This window comes from Novosphingobium sp. 11B (assembly GCF_054589055.1).
In genome coordinates this window covers 28,348-54,321 of the sequence record NZ_BAAILP010000299.1, presented here as the reverse complement: position 1 = coordinate 54,321, position 25,974 = coordinate 28,348, and the positions used below count along the sequence as shown (strand labels likewise).

The 25,974-nt window shown below is 64.6% G+C and carries 20 protein-coding genes; 9 read left to right on the top strand and 11 right to left on the bottom strand.

Features of this window, described 5'->3' with window-relative positions; all coding sequences use genetic code 11:
* Positions 1–246: 246 nt before the first annotated feature.
* A complete protein-coding gene (locus tag ACYPYD_RS25995) occupies positions 247–435 on the bottom strand; it encodes a hypothetical protein (protein ID WP_459666497.1) in 189 nt (62 codons plus the stop codon).
* A 173-nt stretch (positions 436–608) separates the two neighbouring features.
* Between ACYPYD_RS25995 and ACYPYD_RS25990 the strand changes: the two genes are divergently transcribed.
* Positions 609–833, top strand: coding sequence for a hypothetical protein (locus ACYPYD_RS25990; RefSeq protein ID WP_459666495.1), 225 nt, complete (start codon positions 609–611; stop codon positions 831–833).
* 86 nt (positions 834–919) lie between these two features.
* Here ACYPYD_RS25990 and ACYPYD_RS25985 read toward each other — a convergent pair whose 3' ends face one another.
* From ACYPYD_RS25985 to ACYPYD_RS25975, 3 genes are all read right to left on the bottom strand, one after another.
* On the bottom strand, positions 920–1,879 hold the full coding sequence (locus ACYPYD_RS25985; RefSeq protein ID WP_459666493.1) for a BON domain-containing protein: 960 nt from the start codon (positions 1,877–1,879) through the stop codon (positions 920–922).
* Positions 1,880–2,116: 237 nt separating this feature from the next.
* The gene (nhaA, locus tag ACYPYD_RS25980; protein ID WP_459666490.1) at positions 2,117–3,529 is read right to left on the bottom strand and encodes a Na+/H+ antiporter NhaA; all 1,413 of its coding nucleotides are present in this window, start codon (positions 3,527–3,529) and stop codon (positions 2,117–2,119) included.
* Between the two features lie 187 nt (positions 3,530–3,716).
* Complete coding sequence (locus tag ACYPYD_RS25975) at positions 3,717–4,700, bottom strand: YihY/virulence factor BrkB family protein (protein ID WP_459666487.1); 984 nt, start codon at positions 4,698–4,700, stop codon at positions 3,717–3,719.
* A gap of 218 nt (positions 4,701–4,918) precedes the next feature.
* On the opposite strand from ACYPYD_RS25975, the gene ACYPYD_RS25970 reads away from it, so the two are divergent.
* The gene (locus ACYPYD_RS25970) at positions 4,919–5,491 is read left to right on the top strand and encodes a ferritin-like domain-containing protein (RefSeq protein ID WP_330704931.1); all 573 of its coding nucleotides are present in this window, start codon (positions 4,919–4,921) and stop codon (positions 5,489–5,491) included.
* 5 nt (positions 5,492–5,496) lie between these two features.
* The gene (locus tag ACYPYD_RS25965) at positions 5,497–7,029 is read left to right on the top strand and encodes an FAD-dependent oxidoreductase (protein ID WP_459666484.1); all 1,533 of its coding nucleotides are present in this window, start codon (positions 5,497–5,499) and stop codon (positions 7,027–7,029) included.
* Between the two features lie 4 nt (positions 7,030–7,033).
* On the opposite strand, the gene ACYPYD_RS25960 is transcribed toward ACYPYD_RS25965, so the two are convergent.
* Positions 7,034–7,759, bottom strand: coding sequence for an alpha/beta hydrolase (locus ACYPYD_RS25960; protein WP_459666483.1), 726 nt, complete (start codon positions 7,757–7,759; stop codon positions 7,034–7,036).
* A 360-nt stretch (positions 7,760–8,119) separates the two neighbouring features.
* On the opposite strand from ACYPYD_RS25960, the gene ACYPYD_RS25955 reads away from it, so the two are divergent.
* Both ACYPYD_RS25955 and ACYPYD_RS25950 read left to right on the top strand, forming a co-directional pair.
* Positions 8,120–8,917: an SDR family NAD(P)-dependent oxidoreductase gene (locus ACYPYD_RS25955; protein WP_459666526.1), complete on the top strand. Its 798-nt coding sequence runs from the start codon at positions 8,120–8,122 to the stop codon at positions 8,915–8,917.
* Between the two features lie 18 nt (positions 8,918–8,935).
* Positions 8,936–10,069, top strand: coding sequence for a Gfo/Idh/MocA family protein (locus ACYPYD_RS25950; protein ID WP_459666480.1), 1,134 nt, complete (start codon positions 8,936–8,938; stop codon positions 10,067–10,069).
* Positions 10,070–10,144: 75 nt separating this feature from the next.
* Here ACYPYD_RS25950 and ACYPYD_RS25945 read toward each other — a convergent pair whose 3' ends face one another.
* From ACYPYD_RS25945 to ACYPYD_RS25935, 3 genes are read right to left on the bottom strand one after another with little or no spacing between them, the layout of a single operon-like run.
* On the bottom strand, positions 10,145–11,038 hold the full coding sequence (locus ACYPYD_RS25945) for an SDR family oxidoreductase (protein ID WP_285018818.1): 894 nt from the start codon (positions 11,036–11,038) through the stop codon (positions 10,145–10,147).
* 36 nt (positions 11,039–11,074) lie between these two features.
* Positions 11,075–12,871, bottom strand: a complete 1,797-nt coding sequence (locus ACYPYD_RS25940) for a glycoside hydrolase family 15 protein (RefSeq protein ID WP_459666477.1) — start codon at positions 12,869–12,871, stop codon at positions 11,075–11,077.
* Positions 12,868–13,983, bottom strand: a complete 1,116-nt coding sequence (locus tag ACYPYD_RS25935; RefSeq protein ID WP_459666473.1) for a DUF1440 domain-containing protein — start codon at positions 13,981–13,983, stop codon at positions 12,868–12,870. The genes ACYPYD_RS25940 and ACYPYD_RS25935 overlap by 4 nt, the downstream gene beginning before the upstream one ends.
* A gap of 221 nt (positions 13,984–14,204) precedes the next feature.
* On the opposite strand from ACYPYD_RS25935, the gene ACYPYD_RS25930 reads away from it, so the two are divergent.
* From ACYPYD_RS25930 to ACYPYD_RS25920, 3 genes are all read left to right on the top strand, one after another.
* Positions 14,205–16,004, top strand: a complete 1,800-nt coding sequence (locus ACYPYD_RS25930) for an ATP-binding protein (protein ID WP_459666471.1) — start codon at positions 14,205–14,207, stop codon at positions 16,002–16,004.
* A 255-nt stretch (positions 16,005–16,259) separates the two neighbouring features.
* Entirely contained in the window at positions 16,260–19,469 is a 3,210-nt protein-coding gene (locus tag ACYPYD_RS25925) for a PAS domain S-box protein (protein WP_459666469.1), read from the top strand.
* Positions 19,470–19,557: 88 nt separating this feature from the next.
* The gene (locus ACYPYD_RS25920; protein WP_459666467.1) at positions 19,558–20,733 is read left to right on the top strand and encodes a GAF domain-containing sensor histidine kinase; all 1,176 of its coding nucleotides are present in this window, start codon (positions 19,558–19,560) and stop codon (positions 20,731–20,733) included.
* Positions 20,734–20,901: 168 nt separating this feature from the next.
* On the opposite strand, the gene ACYPYD_RS25915 is transcribed toward ACYPYD_RS25920, so the two are convergent.
* From ACYPYD_RS25915 to ACYPYD_RS25905, 3 genes are all read right to left on the bottom strand, one after another.
* Positions 20,902–21,129, bottom strand: coding sequence for a hypothetical protein (locus ACYPYD_RS25915; RefSeq protein WP_459666464.1), 228 nt, complete (start codon positions 21,127–21,129; stop codon positions 20,902–20,904).
* Positions 21,130–22,079: 950 nt separating this feature from the next.
* Complete coding sequence (gene bktB, locus ACYPYD_RS25910; RefSeq protein ID WP_459666461.1) at positions 22,080–23,264, bottom strand: beta-ketothiolase BktB; 1,185 nt, start codon at positions 23,262–23,264, stop codon at positions 22,080–22,082.
* A gap of 11 nt (positions 23,265–23,275) precedes the next feature.
* Positions 23,276–24,916: a long-chain fatty acid--CoA ligase gene (locus ACYPYD_RS25905; RefSeq protein ID WP_459666458.1), complete on the bottom strand. Its 1,641-nt coding sequence runs from the start codon at positions 24,914–24,916 to the stop codon at positions 23,276–23,278.
* Positions 24,917–25,221: 305 nt separating this feature from the next.
* On the opposite strand from ACYPYD_RS25905, the gene ACYPYD_RS25900 reads away from it, so the two are divergent.
* Positions 25,222–25,974 (top strand): IclR family transcriptional regulator (locus ACYPYD_RS25900; protein WP_459666455.1); only part of this gene is annotated, 753 nt, incomplete at its 3' end.

Here is a 25,974-nt window from a genome sequence, read left to right as displayed (position 1 = left end):
TCGATCCGGGACGCGAACCCCTCGAATTGAAGCACCGTCCAGTGAGCCGCATTGCAGGCGGCTCACTGGACGGTCTTGCCGGTCTGGCTAAGGTAGGAGGCTTTCGCGCGTGAGGCGTCTGGAGGGGTTCAAAGCCCTGAGGCAGCTTTGGGAATGGACATTCGGGGATCGTATTCGACGGATCCGGCATCCGGTTGAAGCTTGTCGATCATCCCGCCTATAGACCGGGCGAAGGCGCCGGTATGATTACCGGGATTTGCGCTTGGCCCGGGCCGAGGCACCCAGCGGCATTTCCTTGGTGCAGGTGCGAATGATCTGGGCACGATGCCCGTCCCAGCACGTGCTGATCGCCGCAAGAAGGTGAGGCGCAAAACGATTTTCCAACTTCGCGGCATCAAAAATCGCCAAAGCCGTGGTCTTTCTGTTCAGTGCCATATCTGCAGATGCGAACGCCAGGGCACTCTCGTTTGTTCCTGCCTGAAAGGTCGCTCTTCGCATTGGGTCGCCGTTATGTCGCAGCCATGAAACGCCCCGGCCTTCCGCTTCGCATTCCTCGAAACGCCAGCGGGCTGCCGCCGGTTCAAGGCCGGGTGCAAAGGAGATTGAACATGTCCAGAAGTGGTTCCGCCATCAAGCGCGGCGACGCAGTTCCCGAGGGCGTGCGTTCGCTGGAGGACGAGCGTCTCAACCCTGGTCCGAACGCAGGAGCGACCGGTGGTGCGGGAATGGACCCCGGCCGCAGCGGGAAGGCCAAGGCGGATGATGCCGCCTATCGCCGCGACGGCGTGCAGAGCGGCCTTCCGCGTGACGAGGAGCATAAGGAGGAGGAATAGCAGGCCGTGTCCCGGCATGAGGGGGTGTGCGTAACAAAAAAGGGGAGCCGTCAGGCTCCCCTTTCTTCGTTGGCAATTTTCTGTGGTCAGGATGTCGTGGTCGGCCGCGTGCCCGACGAAGGTGTAGTCGAAACGCCGCCGATCGCCTGCTCCTGCCGTGCAGTGGACCCGGTCACGCGAAGATTGTTCTGCACGTGACTGACGCCCCATACGTTTTCCGCGAGATCTTCGGCGCGGCGCTTGTCCTGCCGGGCGAAGACCGTGCCGTCGAGCGTGACTTCAGCCTCCTTCACCACGACTCGAACATGGCTCGCATCGAGCCGCCAGTCCTGGGTCAGGGTATCGTTGACATCCTCGCGAATACGCTCGTCCGAGCGGGTATAATCCGATGGGCCGCGGCCCCGGTGGTCCATGTCCCGGCGACGCGACGCATCCTTGTCGCCGAACCAACTGGCGACCTCGTCGCCTGCCCGCGCCAGGAACCCGCGCTTTTCGCCCTCCTCACGCCATGCGCCGTAGTCGTCGTCATGATTCCGACTGGACCAGCTGCCCGGTCCCCAACTCGGTCGATAGCTGTTGCTGGGATGTGCGCCTCCACTCAAGGCGCCGCGATCTGCCGAGAAATCGCGGCCGCCGTAATCCTCGCTGGTGAAGCTGGAATAGTCGTTGCCCCCGCTCGCATCGAAATCATGCACCGGATACTCGTTTCTGCGCGACGAGGATGCGCGCCGAAGGTTTTCGTCCCGGCCATACCCGTAACGCCCCTCGAGACGCGGGTCGTGTCCGAAGGTGCCGCGCGGAGCATCTTCATAACACGAACTCGCCGGACCGCCCTCGTAGCGACTATCGAGATTGCGGGCGCGGCCTTCCCCTCGACGCGGCACATAGGCGCTTCGGGATGCTTCTGCGGTATCGTCCATCCCGCCGGCCTGCCGACTGCCCTCGTCCTGCCACTGACTGGCCTGGCGCGGCATGTCCCAGGAACTGTCCTGATCGCGATAGCCACCAGCCTGGCGATTTTCGGGATTGCGTTTATCGCGGTTCATCGATGCTCTCCTTCGCTTCAATCCGGCGCGCGATTGCGTTCGCGCTGCATGAAGACCAAACCCGGAAGGCGCAGGTATCGATCCACTTCCGGACGACCCAAATGTGGCATCCGTCGCATTGGCTCCTCGCATCGTCGGAACCCGACCGGGACCTCGGGCTCTGGCTGCGGTTCTCATCCGAGCATGTGCGCGGGTCGGCCAATGTTCGCCGGTTGGAAATCGCCGGCAGCTGCGATTTCAGCACCCTTTCCCAGGGCTCATGCCTTCGGGCCCTTCGCCGGCGAAGCGGAGGAGGACATAGCCTGCAAGACCAGCCACTGCCGAGGCGGCCAACGTCCCGAGCGATGCCTGCTCGACCAGTCCACCATCCGCGAACGCAAGGTCGGCGATGAACAGGGATATCGTGAAGCCGATACCGGCGAGGCTGCTCATCGCAAGAACCATGCGCCATGTCACGCCGCTTGGCAGGCGGGCAATTCCGGTCCGGGTTCCAAGCCACGAAGCAAGCAGAAAGCCGATCGGTTTGCCAAGAACCAGGGCGGCGACGATGGCCGGGGCAAGGGGCGATGCCACCGCGCCGGCAAGAGCGTCAGGTGTGATCGCGACATGGACATTGCTCAGTACGAAGAGCGGCAGGACGAAATAGCTGACCCAGGGGGTCAGGAGCCCGACGAGACGATCGCCAGTGACTTCGGTGGCCGCCGTCATCTCGTCGAGGTATCCAAGGTGGGCCTCGACCTCGTGACGGGCAGCGCGGTCTGTGCCATCATCGCCATCGGCTTGGCGCAGCTGCCGGTAGGCATCCTGGAAATCATCGACCTTGCGTTGCACCCCGCGTGAAAAGGCATCCTTGCCGAGCCTTGGACGGACCGGTGCGACGAAACCGATCACGACGCCGGCAATCGTGGCATGAATGCCGGATGCGAATATCCCGGCCCAGGTCGCTATCGACAGCAAGACGTAGGGAAAAGAGGAGAACCAGCGCAGCTTGCGCAGCAGCAGCATGACGCCGAACGCGGCGGCCGCCACGACAAGGCCAATGCCTTCGATTTGCCGGGTATAGGCGCCGGCAATGACCAGCAGTCCACCGACGTCGTCAATGGCGGCAAACGCCAGCAGCAGGGCACGAAGACCGGTAGGGAACCGGTCGGAGAAGATTGCCAGCAGGGCGAGGCCGAACGCGGTGTCGGTGACGACAACCGTTCCCCATCCTGCCGCTTCCGGACCCTGGCCAGCAATCGCCAGGAAGAGGCCTACCGGCACCATCATTCCTCCGATGGCCCCCAGCAGCGGAAAAGCGGCCGAACGCCAGCGCGAGAGTTCGCCCGTGACGATTTCGCGTTTCATGTCCGTGCCGATGATGACGAAGAACAGAGGCAGGAGCGCGTGGTCGATCCACTCCGCCAGCGAGTGGGAAAGGGAATGCGAGCCCAGACTGATCTCCAGCGGGAGATCCCAGAAATTCTCCCAGCCCGGCGCGAGAGATGAACTGCTCAGGACAAGGGCGACGAACGTTGCCAGCAGCATCGGCCCACCGGAAATTTCGTTGCCCGCGAAAAGCGGCGCCACCCTCTTCAAGAAGGCCCGCGAGATCGGTGATGTGCCCGCGCGGGCATGTTCGCGCCCGGCGATGCGCGGCCTTATCGCCATGAGGGAGTCTGGCGATACGCCGGGCAGGCTGGCAACGACGCGCGTTCCGATCGGGTGAAATGCAGGGCGGGACGCTGGCAATTCTTTCTGGGCATGCAGGAGCCAACCAGCGGAGGGGCCGAGCGTTCCGGCGCAGGCTCGCAGCGGGCTTCGTGAAGCGCGCCCCGGTTTCGACCTGTAACCCCTCTCAGTTCTCGTTCGGTGACAGCGCGGCGCTGGTGTCCGCCATCGTTGCCCCGCGTGAGCCGATTGGCAGTTCCGGGCCTGTGGTCGTGTCTCGGGCGGTCTGTCGTTCCGTCTCGGCATTGACCAAACCGCCAAGCAGCACCGCATAGGCCGAGACATAAAGCCACATCAGCAGCACGACCACGGCGCCCAGCGAACCGTAAGTGGTGTCGTAATTGCCCAGCGACGAGGCATAGAAACCAAAGCCGACGGTGGCGACCAGCCATAGCGCCGTCGCCATCAGGGACCCGGCGGTCAGCCATTGCCAGCGCGCATCGGCGCGGTCTGGCGCGAAGCGGTACATCCCGCCGATGGCGATGCTGCACAGGCCCGCGGCGACGACCCAGGTCGCTGCCTGGATCAGCGGGGCGCCGATCGGGCCGAGATCGGCGATGAGGTCGCCCGCGAGGCTGAGCATCGAGGCCGCAACCAGCCCGACGATGCCGACCACGACCGCCGATGCGGCAAGTGCGAGGGCAAGAATGGTGCCGCGCACGAACGAGCGGTGATCCTGCTGCTCGTATACGATGTTCAGCGATCCGATCATGGCGCCCGATGCTCGTGAAGCGCCGTAGATCGAGATGAGGAGCGCAACTGCAAGGCCAAGCCCCTTCTTGTCGGCCGCCGCCAGGGTGAGGTTCGTGAGCTGGTCGTAGATGAGGTGGGCGGCGTCGGCAGGAACGAGGTCGATGATCGTCGCCATGTGCTTGGCGACCGTGGCCGGATCGGCGATCAGCCCATAGGTCATCACGACTGCACCAAGCAGCGGCACGAATGACAGGAATGCATAGAAAGCGACCGCCGCGGAAAGCAGATTGAGATCGTGCCGGCCGCTGTTTGTCCAGACACGTCCCGCGATATCCTTCCATGCTGCGGCGCCGTACTGCACCGGCGTCTTCGCATCGGCTCCGTGCTGGTCGGAGATGGATGTGTCAGCTGTGTTCATTGGCCCCTCATACTGCAGTCGGGAGATGTAACGTCGCGCGTTCGCAAAGAGTTCGCCGCTTGTCGCAATCCCGGGAAAACGCCGCGCAAACGCCGGGAACTGTTTCGCGTCTGTTGCTGTCGGCGAACAGGCGCCTTCCGTTTCTGCGAGTCGTTCGCGCGGAACCCATGGACCGCCGACAGCCTTAAGGGTGAAACCCCCCATCACAGGAGATCACCATGGCGACCCAGACCCAGGACCGAAGCGCCTTTCTCACTGACGTCCAGACCCTTCGTGAACGCGCGCGCAAGTCGCTCGGGGACGGCGCGGTCATGCCCAGCTATCAGGGCGACGTCGACAAGACGATCGAACTTCTGCAGACAGTGGTCGCGACCGAGATCGTCTGCACGCTGCGCTACCAGATGCACGCGATCGCCGCGGACGGCATCACGTCCAAGAGCGTCGCTGCGGAATTCGAGGAGCATGCCAAGAGCGAACATGGTCACGCGCTGATGGCGGCCAACCGCATCGACCAGCTGGGCGGCGTTCCCGACTTCGATCCCAAGGACCTCGCCACCCGTTCGGCCACCGAATACGGCGAGCCGGGAAATCTGATCGAGATGATCAAGCAGGACCTGATCGCCGAGCGCCTCGTCATCGAGCACTATCAGGAACTGATCCGCTACTTCGGCGACAACGACCCGACGACGCGCATCATGCTCGAGCACATTCTCGCGGACGAGGAAGAGCATGCGGCCGACATGCACGACCTGCTCGTGGCCCATGAAGGTCGCCCTTTCCTGAAGGCTTGAGCATCATGGCGGAAAAGAAGCCGGATTTTGCCGCAGGCATTGCGAGCAGCGACCTGAAGCCGGACACGATCCTTGCGGGCGAGTTCGACGGCAAGCCCGTCGTCCTCGTCCGGCAAGGCGACAGGGTGCGCGCGCTCTCGGGCGAATGCACGCATCTGGGAGCCGGGCTGGAACAGGGCATCATTGCGGCAGGAGAGCTTCGGTGCCCATGGCACCACGCGCGCTTCTCGGTGGAAACCGGCGAGGCGGTGGGCGCGCCTGCGATCGAGCCGCTTTCGTGTTTTGCGGTGACCGAAGAGGGCGGAGTGATCCGCGTCACCGGCAGGGCCGATGCGAATACGCAGGCGAGCCTGAAAGCTATGCCGGATCAGCGCCGCATCATCATCGTGGGCGGCGGCGCGGCAGGTCACGCCTGCGCCGACGTTCTCGAGCGGGCCGGGCAGGGGGACCGCGTGCTGATCCTCAGTGCCGATGCCGACGTCCCGTACGATCGCACGTTCTGCTCCAAGCAGTATCTTGCCGGAAAGAAGGAGCGTGACGAATGCATGCTCCCTTCCGGTGCCGGGCAGGGGGCTGCCTTGGTGGAGGTGCGTACCGGAACTGAGGTGACGGCCATCGACACCCGGGCGAGGACCCTGTCCACAGCCGATGGGCAGAGCGTGCCCTACGAGACGCTCATCCTCGCGACAGGCGCTGAGCCGATCGTCCCTGCCATCGACGGCTTCGATCGCGACACCGTCCATGTTCTTCGTACGCTTGCCGATGCCGACGCTCTCATCGAGGCTGCGGAGAAGGCGAAGAGCGTGGCGGTCATGGGGGCCAGTTTCATCGGCCTTGAAGTCGCCGCGTCGCTGCGCCAGCGCAAGCTTCCCGTGACCGTCATTGCGAAGGACGATGTTCCGCTTGCCGGAGTGCTCGGCGAGGAGGTCGGGCGCTTCGTTCGGGGCCTGCATGAAGACAAGGGCGTTGCGTTCCGACTTGGGAGAACGATCGAAAGCTATGATGGCAAGGCCTTAACCCTTGACGATGGATCGACGGTCGATGCCGACCTCCTGGTCATCGGTGCCGGCGTGAAGCCGCGCGTCGAACTTGCCGAAGCTGCCGGGATCGCGCTCGCCACCAACGAGGAAGGTGGTGGGATCAGGGTCGATGCCACGCTTGCGACTTCCGCTGACGGCGTCTTCGCGATCGGGGACATTGCCTCCTATCCCGATCCGCGACTGGGCCACCCGATCCGAGTCGAGCATTGGGTCCATGCGCAGAGGCAGGGCCAGTACCTTGCGCGGCGGCTGCTGGGCAAGGTCGAGGAAGGGTTCGGAGACACCCCGTTCTTCTGGTCCGGGCATTACGATACCAGCCTTCGCTATGTCGGCCATGCCGCTTCGGCGAAGGATCGCCGGATCGAGGGCGATGTCGATGAAGGCGCGTTCGCTGTCTTCTTCCGGGAGGACGGCAAGGAGCAGGCACTGCTTACCTGTCAGTGCGATGTCGAAGCTCTGGAGGTGGAAGCCAGATGGGACATGCCGGCATCCGCCTGAAGACTTAGGGTGAAGGCGCGAAGCGCTGCAGCCAATTTGCAATGCAATCGAAGAGCCGGGCGGTCGCACGTGTGTGGCCGCCCGTTTGCATGAATGCGTGGATCATGCCGGCGAAGTGATCATGGCGTACCGGGACCCCGGCGCTGGCCAGCAGGTGGCCATAAGCGTCGCCCTCGTCGCAAAGGGGATCCGCCCCGCATGTCACCAGCAGAGTTGAAGGCAGACCCGCCGGATCGGCAAGGACCGGCGAGACAATCGGATCGTGACGATCGCTTTCGCGTGACAGGTACAGGTCGATCTGCCGTTCGAGATCCTCGAGCGCGATGATGTGGCCGTTCTCGCGCGTGCGTGAGGGATAGTCGGCATCGCGCCTCAGATCGGTATTGGGATAGAGCAGGATCTGCCCCGCGATGGCGGGGCTCCCGGTCTCCCGGACGGCATCGGGGCCGCGCATCGCCAGGGCGTTCGCGAGCGTCCCGCCGATGCTGTCACCCGAGATGACGATGGTGGACGCATCGATGTTCAAGGTGTCCGCCTGATCGCGCAAATGGCCGAGCGCGCGCCAGCCGTCCTCGAGCTGCGCCGGGAACCTGTGCTCGGGCGCTCGCCGGTAGAGCGGCGCGGCGACCAGCCAGCCGGTGCGGCTGGCCAGCATCCGCAAGGCGGCGTCGTGGCCATCGACGGACCCGGCGATGGCGCCGCCCCCGTGCATGTGCAGCAGCAGCGGCAAGCGGCCAGGGTGCGGACGATACAGCCGGATCGCAAGCGCAGGCGTTGACGTCCGGGGCACGACGACATGCGATACCGAATGAAGTTCCATCGGCGGAGCGTCGAGGCCCGCGAGGAGCCGCGTCTGGTAGCGGAAATTCTCCAGCCAGCGTGCATCGTCCGGCGTCCCTTCGGCCGCAGGCGCGAGCCGCGCGAGATAGTCCAGCACGTCACGGGCTTCGGCGTCCATCCTGCATCCTTGCTTGCGGTGAATGGTGAGGCAAGTCGTGGGCAGACGATGCGGTTCCAGGGAACTTCGCCGTGCCGACAGCCCTTTAGTCAGAAACATCTCAGACATCCGACAAAGAGGAAGATCGATACGATGAAGCTCGATATCGAAGGGCGCATTGCGCTGGTCACCGGCGCGGACAGCGGCATCGGCAAAGAAACGGCGCGGCGCCTGCTAAGTGAAGGCGTTCGAGTTGCGATCAGCGACCAGCCCGGCGGCAACCTGCACGAGACGCTCGCCGAACTCGAACCGCTGGGCGAGGTGATCGCCGTGGAGGCGGATGTCACCGATCGGAACAGCGTTACCGAACTCTACGCGAAGGTGCGCACCGCGCTCGGTGATCCCGATATCCTCGTCAATGCCGCCGGTGTGACCGGTGCGACTGGCGATTTCATCGATGTCGATGACGACGGCTGGCTCGAAACGCTCAACATCAATCTCATGGGCGCAGTACGCATGGCGCGGGAGGCCATTCCGGCGATGCGCGCGGCAAAGTGGGGGCGGGTGGTGCTGATTGGCTCGGAAGACGGCGTGCAGCCTTATGTCGACGAGCTGGCCTATTGCGCGTCAAAGGCCGGTATCATCAATCTCGCGAAGGGCCTGTCCAAGGCCTACGGCTGCGACAACGTTCTGGTGAACACCGTTTCGCCCGCATTCATCGAAACGCCGATGACCGACAAGATGATGGAAAAGCGGGCAAAGGAAAAGGGTGTCGACGTCGACGAGGCGATCCGCAGCTTCCTCGACGAAGAGCGCCCCGGAATGGTGCTCAAGCGGCGCGGCAAGCCCGAAGAGGTCGCCGACATGATCGTCTTTTTGTGCTCCGAGCGCGCCAGCTTCGTCAACGGCAGCAACATGCGGGTCGATTCCGGCTCGGTCATGACCATCTGAGGAGGAGGGGAGGACACCATGAGCATTGCATCCGCACTCGGATTTGGCGGCAGGAAAATCCGCTACGCCATCGTCGGCCTTGGCGACATCTCGCAGGAAGCGCTGATGCCGGGCGTCAAGCACACCGGCAATTCCGAGATCACCGCGCTCGTCTCCTCGGACCGCGAGAAGCTGGGCGCGCTGGGCGAACGTTACGGCGTGCAGCATCGCCACTCATACGAGGAATTTCCGCAGCTTCTGGCATCCGGCGAGATAGACGCCGTCTATCTCGGCACGCCCAACTGGCGCCATGCCGAGTTCGCTATCCCTGCGCTCGAAGCGGGCATCCATGTCCTGAGCGAGAAGCCGCTGGAAATCAGCGCCGACAAATGCCGCGCGATGATCGCGGCGGCCGAGCGCGGCAATGCCCTGCTGATGACCGCCTACCGGCTACATTTCGAGCCCGCCAATCTCGATGCGGTCCGCCGGATTAGGGCGGGTGAACTGGACGAACTTGTCGCGTTCACGTCGTGCTTCGGGCAGATGGTCGATCCCGCCAACCACCGCAGCCGTTCCGGTATCGAGGCAGGGCCGCTCTTCGACATGGCGCCCTATCCGATCAACGCGATCCGCTTCCTGTTCGGCGCCGAGCCATTGGAAGTCGTCTCGGCGATCGCGGTGCGCCACGAGGAAGCGGGACTTGGCGAACTTGACGACACGATCGCGGTTACCCTCAGGATGCCCGGCAACCGACTGGCGCAGTTCACCGTCAGCTACTTCACCGACCAGATCGACAATCTGACCATCTCCGGGACCAAGGGCTCGATCCACATGGATTCGGCTTTCGGCTACGGGGAGGGTCTCGAGCAGTTCCGCAAGAATTCCGGCAGCCGCGAACACGAGGTCTACAAGGCGACCGATCAGTTCGGCGGCGAACTGAAGTACTTTTCCGACTGCATCCTGAAGGGCCGCAGCGTAGAGCCCGATGGCGAGGAGGGGCTTGCCGACCTGCTGGTGATCGAGGCGATCGCCGCTGCCCTGAAGCTTGGCGGGGCGGTCAAGATCGAGCCGCTGGAGCGCCAGCGCCGCATTGATCCCGATGAGCAGGAACAGCGCCTGAAACTGGTCGATATTCCGGAGCCGGTGAAGGCCGCGAAACCCGCCTTCAGCTGAGGCGAACCTTCAAAACAAGAAAAAGGCCCCTGCGGTGTTCGCAGGGGCCTTTTTCGTTACTGCGCACCGGGGCGATCAGGCGATGCCTGCACCTCCGGTCACGCCGTAGACTTCGCCTGAAATGTAGCTGCCTTCCTGGCCGGCGAGCAGCACGTAGACCGGCGCGATCTCGACCGGCTGTCCCGGGCGCCCGAATGCGCTCTGGGTTCCGAACTTCTGCACCGCCTCGTCAGGCTGTCCGCCCGAGGATTGCAGCGCCGTCCAGAACGGCCCCGGCGCAACGACGTTCGCACGGATGCCCTTTTCGATCAGCTGTTTCGCCAAGGCTTTGGTATAGGCGACGATGCCGGCCTTGGTCGTCGCATAATCGAGCAGGATGGCCGACGGCTCGTAAGCCTGTACCGATGCCGTGGTGATGACCGAGGCGCCCGCGCTCAGGTGCGGGACTGCCGCCTGGGCAATCCAGTGAAGGGCGTAGAGATTGGTTTTCATGGTCTCGTCGAAGTCTTTCGACGTGACCTTCGAAATGTCCTCGCGGCTCTGCTGGTGGCCGGCGTTGATCACCAGAATGTCGAGGCCGCCAAGCCCGGCTATCGCCTGATCGACCAGCGTGCGGCACCATGCTTCGTCGGTGACGTCCCCGGGCAGATCGACGGCGGTGCGCCCTTCGGCTTCGATCAGCTTGACGACTTCCGCCGCATCCGCTGCCTCGCTCGGCAGATAGGAAATCGCGACGTCGGCGCCTTCGCGCGCATAAGCGATCGCGGCGGCACGGCCGATGCCGCTATCGGCGCCGGTGATGAGCGCCTTGCGGCCGGCCAGCTTGCCAGAGCCCTTGTAGCTGGTCTCCCCGTGATCGGGGACCGGCTCCATCCTGCGGGCAAGGCCGGGGACGGGCTGGGGCTGGGACGGGAAGGGCGGCTTGGGATACTGCTCGCGGGGGTCCTGCATCGACAGGCGATCGGTCATGAGATGCTCCTGATGGGGTTCAGGAAAAGCAGCGTCTCAGTCCGGCCGTGGTTCCTCCGCCAGCACCGATTGCGCCATGATATGGGCCAGATGGGTAAGGCCCTGCGGCAGGTTGCCGAGGAATTCTTCGGTCTTCGGGTCGACCATTTCGGGGTAGATGCCCACCCCCCGGTCCAGCGCGTCGACAAGCGCGGTCAGCCGGGCGCGGGCACCTGCCCAGTCGCCCAGCGACGCCCGCGCCTCCGCCATCCAGAACGAGCAGGCCAGGAAGCAACCTTCCTCCTGATCCATGCCGCTGTAGCGGTAATGGAACGGCCCGGCGCCAAGTTCGCGGTCGATCGCATCCAGCGTGGCCGCAAGGCGTTCGCGGCCGTCGAAACCGAACCGCACCGCAAGGGCGATCGAGGCATCCAGCCGATCGGTGCCGGGATGCATCACGAACGCCTGCTTGTCTTGCGACCAGCAATTCTCCTCGATCCAGCCGGCGACACGGTCGCGTTCGCGGCACCAGCGTTCACGGCAGGTGGTGGGCAATTGCCCCCCATCGGCAAGCTCCACCGCGCGGGCCAGCGCCTGCCAGCAGCTGATCTTGGACATCGTGTAGTGCTCGTGCACGGGCAGTTCCCATATCCCGGCATCGGGCATGCGCCAGCGGTCGGCGCATTCGTCGGCAAGATGGGACAGCAGTTCGGCGCTCGCGCTGTCGAGGATGTTGCCGCTGCCCACGAAGCAGGACGCCGTCTCGAAGATGTCGCCGTAGACGCCGTGCTGGGACTGGTCGTTCGCCTGGTTGCCGGTTACGACCGGGTGCGAGCCGCGATAGCCCGGCATCGCCCATTCCCGGACCGGAGGCACCGGATCGCCGCCCAGCGTGTAACAGACCCTGAAGCCGACTTTGGCAAGGCGGTCTAGCAGCCAGGAGAAGGCCGCCTTGGCCTCCGCCTGTGCCCCGGCGGCCAGGAAGGCCTTGATCGTGTAGCCGGCATCACGCACCCAGGCATAACGATAGTCGTAGTTCTTGGAGCCGCCGATCCGTTCCGGCAAGGAGGTCGTCGGCGCGGCGGCGATGGCGCCTGAGGGCGAATAGAGAAGGAGCTTGAGCGCCAGCGCCGAGCGCACGAACGCCGCGCGCGGTTCGCCCTGACACGTGATAGTCCTTGCCCAGGTCCGCCACTCCTGATCCGAGGTCTCGATACGCGCGTCGATCTCTGCGATCGAGGGGACCACCAGCGGCTCGTCCTGCCCGGCGATGAGCGCCAGTACCTCGCGCCCGCCCGCCTTCACTTCGACCGCGCCGGTGACGCCCTCGTCGGCCCAGTGGCACTCCACGCCGCCGCTGTGCAGGAACAGTCCCAGCACCCGTTCGACATGAAACACCGTGTGATCGCCGATGGTCGAGTGATAAGGGTTCACGGTGTCACCGCGACGCCCCGGTCGCATGGTCACGCAAAAACGCATCCGCCCTTCGAGCCCTTCGAGCCGGCGGGCCATCTCGGCCCAGGGCAGGCGGCCCGCGCTGCCGCTGTTCATCGATTCCACCAGACGGGCGCGGCCGGTCTCGGTGGTGAACGTGGTCTCCAGCACGTTGCTGTCGCTGCGGTAGCAGCGCTCTACGGTGAATGGCGCGTCGGGCGTGATCGCGAAGCATCCGCCATTCACCGGATCGAGCAGGCGGTCGAACAGCGGCGGCGAGTCCATGTTGGGTGCGCACCACCAGTCGATCGACCCGTCGGCGCCGGACAGCGCAATCGATCGGCCTTCGCCGATGGCGCCGTAGTCTTCAAGGGCAAGTTGGCCTTCGGATCGCTCGCCGATGCGGCGTCTGCCCCTCATGCCGCCGCCGTTCCGCCGTGCCGCACGAGCGTATCCGCCTGCTCCCGCTGCTTCTGCCGGGCCGAGGCATATGTGGCCACCAGCGCGGTGCCGACCATCGCCAGCGCGTCTTCGGCGAAGGCCACCGGGCGGTCGCGGCCAAGCGCGCGGGCAAGCGTCATGCGCACGCGGTAACTGACGTAGGCACCGGCGATCGCACCCGCCGCACCCACGCCTGCGGCCAGCCAGGCCTTGCCCGGCCGCGCGGCGGCGGCACCGGACAGCGCGCCTCCGACAGCCCGGCCCGCAAGTCCGGCAGGGGCGATCCGGGCGGGAATGCCCGGCTGCTTGTCCATGACGTATTCGCCGGCCGCGGCGGCGCCGAACAGGAGGCCGGTCCACCGCGAGTTGAGCAGTGCCAGCGGCGTGCCCTCAAGCCCAAGACCGCTGCTGGCGGCGGCGATGGTGATCGCGGCGGGCGGCGTGAAAGTCCGCTGGCCGCCGGCTAGTCCCAGCAGCAGCGGCACGCAGACATCGTCGATGGCCATGGCCTGGTCGTCCGACGTCTGCCGGCCGATGGTCTGCCCGGCGGTGGCGGCAGGACGACGGCTGGCGATCCGGTCGCGCAGCAGCTTGCGCACCTGTTCTGTGACCAGCCCGAAGACCAGATGCGACGCGTAGCCATAAAGGTGCGTGCGCAGCGTGTAGCGCCAGGGCGGCCTGGCGAGCCCGGCGAGGGGTACCGCGATCTGGTCTATCAGGGTTGCGCAGACGAGCCCGAAACCCAGCCCTTGCCAGCGCGTCACGCCGGGGCGCCTTTCTGCCCAGGCGCCGTACAGTGCGCCGGTCGCCGTGCCCACCAGGTAATGCACTGCCGTGCCTGCCGTGCGCCTGTCGTCCTCTGCCAGTCCCCGGCCGGTCATGACCAGGGCGACATGATCGGCGGCCTGCTCGGTGGCAGGCGGACCGTCTCCGCTTTGCGGGCGGAACAGCGGGGTGACCAGCGACTGGAATCCGTTCATCACCGCTGCTGCCGCAAAGCCTGCGACAGCGCCTGCGGCGGCGCCTTGCTCCAGATCGACGATGGTGTTCACGGTATGCGCGGAGCGGTCAGGAACCGAAGGGATGGACATGTCTTGCTTGTGCTCCGGGCTCGGGAGGAACTTGCGTCGGCAGTTGTCTGCTCAGCTGATCGGCCTTTTCCAACGCGCCGTGTCGCGGCGATGTTCCACCGATCTTCCGATCCACGCAGCATCGCCCTGCCGTGCACCGGCATGCCGGAACTTTTCCGCTGATCGGCAGTTACCCGGCTGCGATGCGTCCATTGGTTTCGCGCACGCGGGGGACCAGACTAATGAGCAACGCGCATCACGGCCCGCTCGTGTCGCCGATCGGACCGTTCATTCAGGACGCGCCTGATGGGCTCTCTGACATAGACCTGCTGCACCAGATCAGCGTCGCGCTCATCAACGAACAGGATCGCTTCGAGCTCTATGGCAAGATCGTCGATGCCGCCGTTACCATCACGGGGTCGCAGTTCGGAACGATGCAATTGCTGTGCCCGAGCGATGACGCTTCGGGCCATGGCGGGGAACTGCAGCTTCTGGCGCAGCGCGGCCTCCCGCCCGAGGCCGTCGGTTTCTGGCAGTGGGTGAACCCCGCCGCCTACAGCAGCTGCACCCTGGCGCTGAAATTCGGCCAGCGCGCGATCGTGCCCGACTTCGAGGAGTGGGACGACATCAGCGGGACGCCCGATCTCCAGGCATTCCGCGATGCCGGCATCCGGTCGGCACAGACCACCCCTCTGCTGTCGCGCAGCGGCAAGCTGCTGGGAATGATCTCCACCCACTGGAGCAAGCCGCACGAGCCTTCGGAGCGGGACCTGCGCATGCTCGACATCGTAGCCCGCCAGGCTGCCGACATTCTCGAGCGCACTATTGCCGAGGAGGCGCTGCGCCATCTTAACGAGACGCTGGAAATGCGGGTGGAGGAACGCTCCCGCGAACTGATGGCCTCGGAAGATCAGGTCCGCCAGTTGCAGAAGATGGAGGCCATCGGGCAACTGACCGGCGGCGTGGCGCACGACTTCAATAACCTGCTCACCATCATCCGCTCCTCCGCCGAACTTCTCGCCCGCCGCGAACTGCCTCGCGACAAGCAGAAGAAGTATATCGACGCGATAGCGGAAACGGCGGATCGCGCCGCGAAGCTCACCAGCCAGCTTCTGGCCTTTGCCCGGCGGCAGGCGCTGAAGCCCGAAGTCTTCAACGCGGCCGCGAAAGTCGGCAGTGTTGCGGACATGCTGCGCACCGTGGTGGGATCGCGGGTGGACCTCGTCGTCGATCCGATCTGCGGTTCCTGTTTCGTGGAAGTCGATGCCAGCCAGTTCGAAACCGCGCTCGTCAACATGGCGGTGAATGCCCGCGATGCCATGAACGGCGAAGGGTGCATCACCATAGCCATCGAGGCGGCGGGTTCGGTGCCCGCACGGCGCGGGCATGCCGCTGCCAAGGGCGATTTCGTGAAGGTATCGGTTGCGGACAGCGGCACCGGTATGCCGCCAGAGCAACTCGATCATATCTTCGAGCCGTTCTTCACAACGAAGGAAGTCGGCAAGGGCACCGGGCTTGGTCTCAGCCAGGTCTATGGTTTCACCAAGCAGTCCGGCGGCGAGATCGATGTGGACAGCCGCCTCGGTGAAGGTACGACGTTCAGCCTCTACCTGCCGCGCGCCACGGCGCCGAATGCGGCTATAGCCGTTTCGGCACCCGACGAAGTTGCGGCGAGCGAAGCCGGTATCCTCGTCGTGGAGGATAACGACCAGGTCGGAGAATTCGCGGTCCAGCTCCTGAGCGATCTTGGCTTCAGCACGCGCCGCGCTGCCAATGCCCGTGACGCGATCGCGATACTCGAGCGCGACCATGGCGAAATCGACATCGTCTTTTCCGACGTTGTCATGCCGGGAATGGACGGGGTCGAACTCGGCAGGCAGATCCGCTCCCGCTGGCCCGGCCTGAAGGTCGTCCTGACAAGCGGCTACAGCCACGTTCTGGCCGGCGACACCCGGCATGGTTTCGCGCTGCTGCACAAGCCCTATTCGGTCGACGAGCTCTCACGCATCCTGCGCGATGCTCGGCAGGGCGGCATGGCATGACGAAGAATCCCTGATCTCTCTCTCTCTCTCTCTCTCTCTCTCTCTGCGCAATATGCGAGGTCTTTGCGCGCCCGCGACCCCGTATCAAGGTACCGTTTTGAGCGGTGGAATAAAAAAATCACCGATCCTCGGTGCCTTGCTCGCTCTCACGAACCAAGGTTGGTTTGATGCGTTCTGGGAACCGAGGCGTCCGGCGTATTAGCCGATCGATGACAGCATGCAGGCCCGAAGTCTCGGCGGGCATGAGGAAAATCCGTGTCCGACAGAAATCGCGAACGACGCTACCGTGACATAATTGAAAGCGCCGTCGACTTCGCGATCATCGCGACCGACACCGATGGCGTGATCACCGATTGGAACACGGGCGCCGAGAAAGTGCTGGGGTGGTCGGCGCACGATATCTGCGGGCAGACGCTGGACCGGTTTTTCACACCGGAAGATCGAGCAGCGGATCGCCCCGCGATCGAGATGAAGCTTGCGCTGGCTGACGGTCGGGCCGCTGACGAACGCTGGCACATGCGCAAGGACGGCAGCCGCTTCTGGGCCAGCGGCGAGATGATGCCATTGACTGACGATGACGGCGCGCACCTGGGTTTCATAAAGATCCTGCGCGATCGCACGGAGCAGCAAGACGCAGCGGCAGCTCACCTTGCTGACGCGGAATTCCTGCGCAGTGTCCTGGCGTCCTCGGCGGACTGCATCAAGGTTCTCGACCTCGACGGTAACCTCGCCTTCATGAACGAGGGCGGCCTGAAGGTGATGGAGGTTAGCGATTTCAATGCAATCAGAGGATGTCCCTGGCCGCAGTTCTGGGAGCGCGAAGGCAACATTCATGCGGTAGCAGCGCTTGAAAGCGCACGCGCTGGAAAGCCGGCGCGTTTTCGCGGCCAGGCCGCGACCATGAAAGGCACGCCCAAGTCGTGGGACGTGCAGGTCACGCCAATTTTGGGGAAAGACGGGACGACCGCACGAATTCTCTCGGTCTCGCGCGATGTCACCGAAACCGAGCAGATCGATGCTGCGGCAAGGCGCCTTGTCACTCTGGTCGAACAGTCGGCAGATTTCATCGGAGAGGCGGCTCTTGACGGATCAGTCTCACAGATCAATCCCGCCGGAATGGCCATGGTCGGTCTATTCGACCCGGCTGCGGTCAAAGCAACGAGGATTGCGGAGTACTTCACGCCGGCAGCACGCAAGGCATTCGAGTCCGTCGCGGTGCCCGCGATTCGGAGTGCGGGCAGCTGGGAGGGAGACCTCGCTTTTCGCCATTTCCAGACCGGCGAAGCCATTCCCATTTTCGCCAATATTTTCCCTCTGCGCGACGCGGGCGGGGCGATCACCAGCTACGGCGCGGTGGCGCGCGATCAGCGCGAGCGGCAGCGGGCCGACCGCTTCCGCTATGCACTTGCCGATATCGGCGATCACCTGCGCGAGGTGGACGACCTGATCGTGATGCAGGTTTCGGTATGCGCGAGGATCGGCGAGGCGCTCGACGCCGACCGGGTCGGCTTCGGAGCCGTCGCCGAAGATAGGGAAACCTTCACGGTCACGGGGGATTGGACCGCTCCGGAATGCCCCACTTTGGCAGGCACGTACTCGATCGACGATTACGGTCTCTATGCCCATGACTTGCGGGCGGGCTCCACCGTGGTCATTGATGACATCCGCAAGGATCTCCGCACTTCCGGTAATCCAGACCCGCTGGCCGCGGTCTCGGTCGGCTCGCTCGTCAACCATCCCGTGATGGAACACGGGCAGATCGCCGCTATCCTCTACGTCAATGACCGGGAGCCGCGAGAATGGCGGGGTGACGAAGTCGCTTTCGTGCGTGAAGCCGCCGACCGCTTGCGCCAGGCCAGCGAGCGGCGCCGCGCGGAAATCGAGCTGCGTGCACTGAACGCGCGTCTGGAATCCGAGGTCGAGGCGCGCACGGCCGACCGCAACAGGCTCTGGGCTATGTCAGCCGATCTCATGCTGATCGCAACGTTCGAGGGCACGATCAACGCTGTGAATCCCGCCTGGGAGCGCGTGCTGGGATGGAGCGACGATGCGCTGGTCGGTACGAGCCTGTTCGACCTTATCCATCCCGATGACCTGACCCATACAATCGAAGGCGCGGCCGACATTGGTGCCGGACGAAGCCTGACCCGCTTCGAGAATCGATATCGCACCAGTAGCGGAGACTATCGGCATATCAGCTGGACTGCCGGCCCAGCCGACGGCCTCATCGTGGCTGTCGGCCGCGATACGACATCGGAAAAAGAAAAGGCCGAGGCTTTGGCCGCAGCCGAAGAACAGCTTCGTCAAAGCCAGAAGATGGAAGCCGTCGGGCAGCTTACCGGCGGCCTGGCGCACGACTTCAACAACCTTCTCACCGGCATCACGGGAAGCCTCGAGATGATCGCGATGCGCCTCAAGCAGGGCCGCATGGGCGACGTTGAAAAGTACAGTGCGGCAGCCCAGGGCGCAGCAAAACGCGCGGCAGCGCTGACCCATCGCCTTCTGGCGTTTTCGCGCCGCCAGACCCTCGATCCCAAGCCAACGTCACCCAGCGCGCTTGTCGAAGGCATGTTGGATTTGATCCGCCGGACGGCGGGACCAGCGGTTGAAACCAGGTTCGTCAGCGAGGCTGACCTCTGGACGACACTCGTCGATCCCAACCAGCTTGAGAATGCCCTGCTCAACCTCAGCATCAATGCGCGTGACGCAATGCCGGAAGGCGGCACACTCGTCATCGAAGCCAGCAATGCGACACTGGACGCAAGACTGGCCCGGCGATACGAACTGGACGCTGGCTCCTATCTTTCAATATGTGTGTCCGACACAGGCACGGGAATGCCGGCGGACGTGGTTTCGAAAGCGTTCGATCCGTTCTTCACCACCAAACCGCTGGGTGTAGGCACAGGCCTGGGCCTATCCATGATCTACGGGTTCGCCCGGCAATCGGGAGGTGCGGTTCACATTCAGTCGAAGGAGCGTGAAGGGACACGGGTGTGTATCTTCCTCCCCCGCCATCGCGGCGCTGCGGAGGCTGAAAACGAAGAGGCACAACTTAACGCTGCCCCGCGTGCCGAAATCGGTGAGACCGTTCTTGTCGTCGACGACGAGCCTTCGATCCGGATGCTGGTCACCGACGTGCTTGAGGAATTGGGCTATAGAGCGATCGAGGCGGCTGATGGCGCCTCGGGCCTCCAGATCTTACAGTCGGACGCGCGGATCGACCTGCTGGTGTCCGATGTGGGTTTGCCAGGGGGCATGAACGGCCGTCAGATGGCGGATGCCGCCCGCGTGGGTCGGCCAGACCTGAAGGTGTTGTTCATTACCGGTTATGCCCAGAACGCAGCGGTGGGAGGAGAGGATCTGGATACCGGAATGCATGTCATGACCAAGCCGTTTGCGATGGAGGCATTGGCGACCCGCATCCGGACACTGATCGAGGATCGACCCCAACCCGAGCGCGGATAGGCCGCAGCACATGTCCCGCTTGCAGTTCCGCATGGAAGGAGCCACCCATGAGCCGACGATCCCCGCTCGCAATCTGTCAGGAGGGAAAATGGAGTCGATTGCGCAGGATATCGATGCCGTAGCCCGGATCGATGCTGTTCCTTCAATACTGGAAATAGCCTGCCGCATTACGGGGCTGCGTTTTGCAGCTGTCGCCCGGGTTACGGAAACGACGTGGACCGCATGCGCTGTTCGCGACGAGATAGCATTCGGTCTTCTACCCGGCGGGACACTCGAACTTGAGAGTACTATCTGTAACGAGATTCGCGAAAGCCGCATGGGCGTCATCATCGACGAAGTTTCTCAGGATGCCGTTTTCCGGGACCACCACACCCCGCGCCAATACGGTTTCGAGAGCTATATCTCGATCCCGATCGTCAGGCGCGACGGGACATTCTTCGGGACACTGTGCGCGCTCGACCCGCTGCCGGCGAAGCTGTCGGAGCCGGGTATCGTCGCGACCTTCGAGAACTTTGCGCAGCTCATCGCTCTCCAGCTCGACCTGCAACAGGAACTTGGGAGGAAGGAGACGCAGCTCGCCGATGCCGATTCCGCTGCGGAGATTCGCGAGCGGTTCATTGCTATTCTTGGACACGACCTGCGCAATCCCATCGCAGCAATTGAAGCCGGGACCCAGCTGCTTGGGAAGATGGCGCTCCCCGCTAGGGGGCCCTTCATCATCGAGCAGATGATGCAGAGTGTGAGGCGCGCGCGTCTCCTTGTCGATGACGTGCTGGACTTCGCCCGCGGCCGTATGGGAAGCGGACTGGCCCTGAATATGCGGCCCAGTGCCGCGCTTGACGTGCCGCTGCGGCAGGTGGTCGCGGAGCTGCAGATCGTCCATCCGGAACATCCGGTGGAGCTGGATATCCGTCTGGAGGAGCCGGTGACCTGTGACGTGGAGCGTATCACGCAGCTGCTTTCCAACCTCGCGGGCAACGCCTTGAAGCACGGCGCGCGAAACGAACCAGTAAGAATAGCGGCTCACAGCAATGACGGTCAGTTCATGCTGCGCGTCGCCAACAAGGGCACCGCGATCGCACCGGAACTGTTGCCGGACCTGTTCCGCCCGTTCGTTGCGACATCGGGCCCCGGAACGAAGGAAGGTCTTGGGCTAGGGCTGTTCATCGCGGCCGAGATCGCCAAAGCGCACGATGGCCGGCTCGACGTCACTTCCGACGAGAGCGAAACGGTGTTCACGCTGGTCATGCCCTGTCAGTGCTGATGAACCGTCTCTCGTTGGGTCCAGCCTCGTTCCACTCGATCTCGAATGCACTCAGCGACTGAAGGGGCGCTTGACCGCAAGCCGGTGACTTTGATCTTGAAGCCATGCTCTCGCGCAGATTGCAGGGAGGGGTAGTGCAAGCCCGACGTGAGCCGGGCTTGCCTTGGATCAGACGAAATTCGACTGCGTCGCCGGCGCAAAGGCGCCATTGCGCTCGATGAAACGGCGCGCCGCTTCGGCGACCTCCTCCCAACCCGGTTCGTTGCAGATATAGTGGCTGCGGCCGAGGAAAGGCAGGAACTCGGTCACGCTCCCGGTATCGGTGTAGTCCTTCCGGTTCTTTTCGGTGAGATGGGCCGGAATGATCTGATCTTCCTCTCCGCCGATCAGCGGCAACGGGGAGTGTGCGGCATCCAGATCGCTCTTGCCATCCGGGCACGCAGGCGAAATGTGCGTGCGACCGTACGCCGTGATCCAGGACAGGGAGGATCGATTTTCCGTCTTCTTTGTCGTTCTTGTCCACCATGTCGAGAACAGGCTGCGATCCTGCGGTTTGAGAGCTCCTTGCTGAAGCGCATCTCTCGTATTGTGGTGCGGGTCCTTGGAACGTCATCGAGCATCGCGGCTATCCTTGCTGCGGTATCCGGACCGGCGGGCGCCGTCACGGTCCGGAGGAATTTGTTCTTGCGCTCCAATGCCATCGCAGCATAACCTTATGCTGCACTGCGCGCACGCAGTGCCGAGGCGTGAGAACCTCGCTTGGGAAGTAATCGACCTTGTTTCACGAAGCCGGGTGGCCGTCGTGCATGTCCAGGCTGCATTTGCGGCTAAAGACGGCGGCGCGTGTTCCTTTGCATGTTCTCAACACCCGGCTTTCGCCGGTGAGCCTCGATCGAGCGAGGAGCACCGGCAGATGCAATTCTCCAGATCTATCGGGCAATGCGGACGACGATCGTGCGCATCGCGCTAGGGCGATACGCCAGAGCGCCGATCTTGGCCGACGATCCCCTTCCTCCGCAGAGCGACCGCCCCGGAGCCGGAGGCACGTCTCTTGAGCTCCTGTACCGCAAGGAGCCGATCACTGAGGCGGCAACAAACCGCCGACCTCGAAGAGAACCATGAGCCTGGTCGCCGATATCCCATCACAACAGCTTGACGAATGCGATTAGAGAACCCCGCGAGACACGACCTTGCCGGCTGCGGTAATGCTACTTGCGCCCTGCCAAAGAAGGATCAACCTTTAGGCATTTGAAGTATCGATGCCTTTATCGTCCATCACTCTATCCGCCCTGACACGGGAGATGACGGCGAACAATTATAATCCAAGGCCATCCAGTTTCAGGGGGTCAGGTCATACCTTCCCAGATAGCTGCGATACCTTGTCCACCACCTATGCACATCGTGGTCAGCCCGTAGCGCCCGCCGGTCCGGTGCAGTTCATGGAACAGCTTGGTGGCGATGATCGCCCCCGTCGCGCCGACCGGATGGCCGAGCGCGATGCCGCTGCCGTTGGGGTTGACCTTGTCCGGATCGAGCCCGAGTTCCTGCGCCACCGCGCAGGCCTGCGCGGCGAAGGCCTCGTTCGCCTCAATCACGTCGAGGTCGGCGACGACAAGCCCCGCCCGTGCCAGCGCCGCGCGGGTCGCAGGGACCGGGCCGATGCCCATGTATTCGGGCTCTACCCCCGCGTGCCCGTAGGAGACGAGCCGGGCCAGCGGCGTCAGGCCATGGTCGCGGACCGCCTGCTCGCTGGCGAGCACGACCGCCGCCGCGCCGTCGTTGATGCCCGAGGCATTGCCGGCGGTGACGGTGCCCTCGGTCTTGCGGAACACCGGGCGCAGCGTCTCGAAGTCGGCGAGGGTCGCATCGCGGCGGACGTATTCGTCCTCTTCGAACAGGCGGGTGCCCGCGCGCGTCTTAAGTTCGAACGGGGCGATCTGCTCGCGGAAGCGCCCTTCCGCGATCGCGCGCGCGGCGCGGGTCTGGCTGGTGAGGGCGAGGGCGTCCTGCTGTTCGCGGGTGATGCCGTGGCGCGTGGCGACGTTCTCCACCGTCACGCCCATCAGGATCTCGTGGAAGGGATCGGTGAGCGCGCCGTTCAACCCGTCGATCGCCGCGCCGTCGCCCATCTTGCGGCCCCAGCGCATGTCGGGGAGGTAGAATGGCGCGCGGCTCATGACCTCGGTGCCGCCTGCGATCGCTACGGTGCAGTCGCCCAGCATGATCGCCTGCGCGGCCGAGATGATTGCCTGCAGCCCCGATCCGCACAGCCGGTTGACGGTCAGCGCGGGCGTCTCGACCGGCAGCCCGGCGCCGAGCGCGGCGATGCGGGCGACGAAGTGGTCGCGCGGGTGGGTTGTGATGACATGGCCGAACACGACATGGCCGACCGCCTCGGCCGCCACGCCGGAACGGGCAAGCGCGGCGCGGGCGGCGTGAGCGCCGAGGTCTCCCGGCGTCTGGTCCTTGAGCGAACCGCCGAACGATCCGATGGCGGTGCGGGCGGCGGCGACGGCGTAGATGGTGGTCACGGGGTATCCTGTCAGTGCGCGGGGTCGAGGTGGTGGCGGTACTGGTCGCGCAGTTCGGACTTGATGACCTTGCCTGAACCGGTGTGCGGCAAGTCGTCCACCGTCACGATGTCGTCGGGGAGCCACCAGCGCGCGACGTGCCCGGTGAGGTGGGCGAGCATCGCCTCCCGGCTCACCGTCTCGCCCGGCTGGAGCACGAGCAGCAGCAGCGGCCGCTCCTGCCAGCGCGGATGGGGCACGCCGATCACGGCGGCTTCCTTGACGGCCGGGTGCGCGACGGCGGCGTTTTCGAGGTTGATCGAGGAAATCCACTCGCCGCCCGACTTGATGACGTCCTTCGAGCGGTCGGAGATTTGGACGAAGCCGTCGGCATCGATGCGGGCGATATCGCCGCTGTCGAACCAGCCCTGCGCATCGAGCGCGGAGCCGGGTTCCTTGCCGAAGTAGCCGTTCGTCACCCAATGCCCGCGCACCACCAGCGCGCCCACCGCGTCGGCGCCGGGGCCGGTGACGTTGCCGTCCGCATCCGCCACCCCGACCTCGCAGCCGAACAGGCAGCGCCCGGCCTTGGCGCGCAGGTCCAGTTCCTCCTCCCATGGCTGGCCGTGGTGGCGGCCCATCGGACGGGTGACGGCGACGACCGGGCTGGTCTCGGTCATGCCCCAGGCCTGCATCGTCTCGACACCGAGCAGGTCGCGGAAGCGCTGCACCAGCGCGCGCGGGGTCGCCGCGCCGCCCATGAACACGCGTTCGAGGCGCAACTGGCAGCGTTCCTCTGCCGTGGCGGTGCGCTCGATCTGGTCGAGGATGGAGAACCACACGGTCGGCACGCCGAGCGAGAAGGTGATCGCCTCGTCCCGCAGCAGCGCGTGGAGCGAGGCGCCGTCGAGCTGCGCGCCTGGCAGCACCAGCTTGGCCCCGCACATCGCCGAGCCATAAGGCACGCCCCACGAATTGACGTGGAACATCGGCGGCAGCAGCAGCGCATTGTCGCGCGCCGAAAGCGCCATCGAGTCCGCCGTCATCAGCGACATCGCATGCAGCACCGTCGAGCGGTGGCTATAGAGCACGCCCTTGGGCGCGCCGGTGGTGCCGGAGGTGTAGCACAGGCTGGAGGCGGTCCGCTCGTCGAGGTCGGGCCAGGCGGCGAGCGGTTCGGCGGCGGCGATCAGGTCTTCGTAGGCGATGAGATCGCCGCGCGTGGAGGCGGGCATGTCCTCTCGCGCGCAGAGCACGACGACGGTGACCGGCGCGTCATGGATCGCCAGCACGCCCTCGGCCAGCGCCAGCAGGTCCGGGTCCACGAACAGCACCTGCGCGCCGCCGTCGGCGAGGACGTAGCGGATCTGCTCTTCGAACATCCGCGGGTTCAACGTGTGCAGCACCCGGCCGCTGGCGGGGACGCCGTAATAGAGTTCGAGATGCGGGATGCGATTCCACGCCAGGCTGGCGATCCGGTCGCCGGGCTTCGTGCCCAGCGCATCCAGCGCCGTGGCCAGTTGCCGTGCGCGCTGCGCCACTTGCGCCCATGTGCTGCGTTCGAGGCTGCCGTCGACGCGGCGCGAAACCACTTCGGTGGCGCCGTGGTTTCGCTCGACATGGTCGATCACGCTGCCGATCGTCAGCGGCAGGCATTGCATCAGGCCCATCATCGCGCTGTCATTCCTTTCCCGACATGTGCTTCCAAGGCGCCGCATGGCACCGGGCTTCGTCAGGGCAGGGTTAGAGGGTACGCGCGGACCTGTAACCGCAGCGACGGGCAAGGCCGCGAATATCACGCAGGGAATATGGGCCGGGGCAAGGGCCCCGCAGAGACGCTGGAAACGGCCGCAAAAGGGCGGATGGCCGACAATCACATATGTGATATCACAATGGCGATATTCCGTTCCGCCCCGGGATCGGTCTAACACTCGTCACAACCAAGCCGCGCCAATGCGGTCACGACATGGAGAGGCTGATGATCCGGCGAACGGTCAAGTCCGCATCGCGCACGCTAGAGGTGCTGGAACTGTTTGCGGAAGAGCGCAGGCCCATGCGGCTGCACGAGGTCTACACCACGCTCGGCTACCCCCAGTCGAGCGCCACCAACCTGCTCAAGAGCATGGTGGTGATGGGCTACCTCAACTACAACCGCATGACCCGCACCTACCTGCCGACGATGCGCGTCGGCGCGCTGGGCAACTGGCTGCCGGGCTACGTCTATTCGGACGAGAGCTACCGCTGGCTGGTGGAGGAACTGCAGCGCCGCACCAACGAGACGGTGGGCCTCAGCACCCAGAACGACCTGTTCGTGCAGTACATCATCCTCAAGGCCCCGGACCACGAGTTCAAGCTGCCGCCGCCGGTCGGCACGATGCGCCTGCTGGTCGATTCCGCCGGCGGCCTCGCGCTGATGAGCGAGATGAAGGACCGCGAGATCGACAAGATCTGCCGCTACACCAACTACTACCAGTTGGCCGAGCGCCAGCGCTTCGATCTTGCCGACCTGATGCGCGAGATCCGCTGGACCAGGCATACGGGCTATGCCTATCTCGCCAACAAGCCGACGCAGGAAGTCTCCTCGATCTCGATGACGCTGGGCGAGAAAATCCACGGCATTCCGCTGGCGATCGGTGTCGGCGGTTTCGCCGAGCGTATCTCGCGCGCGCAGTACGACATCATCGAAGCGATGAAGGAGTGCATCGCCGAGTTCAAGGCGATCCGCGAGGAA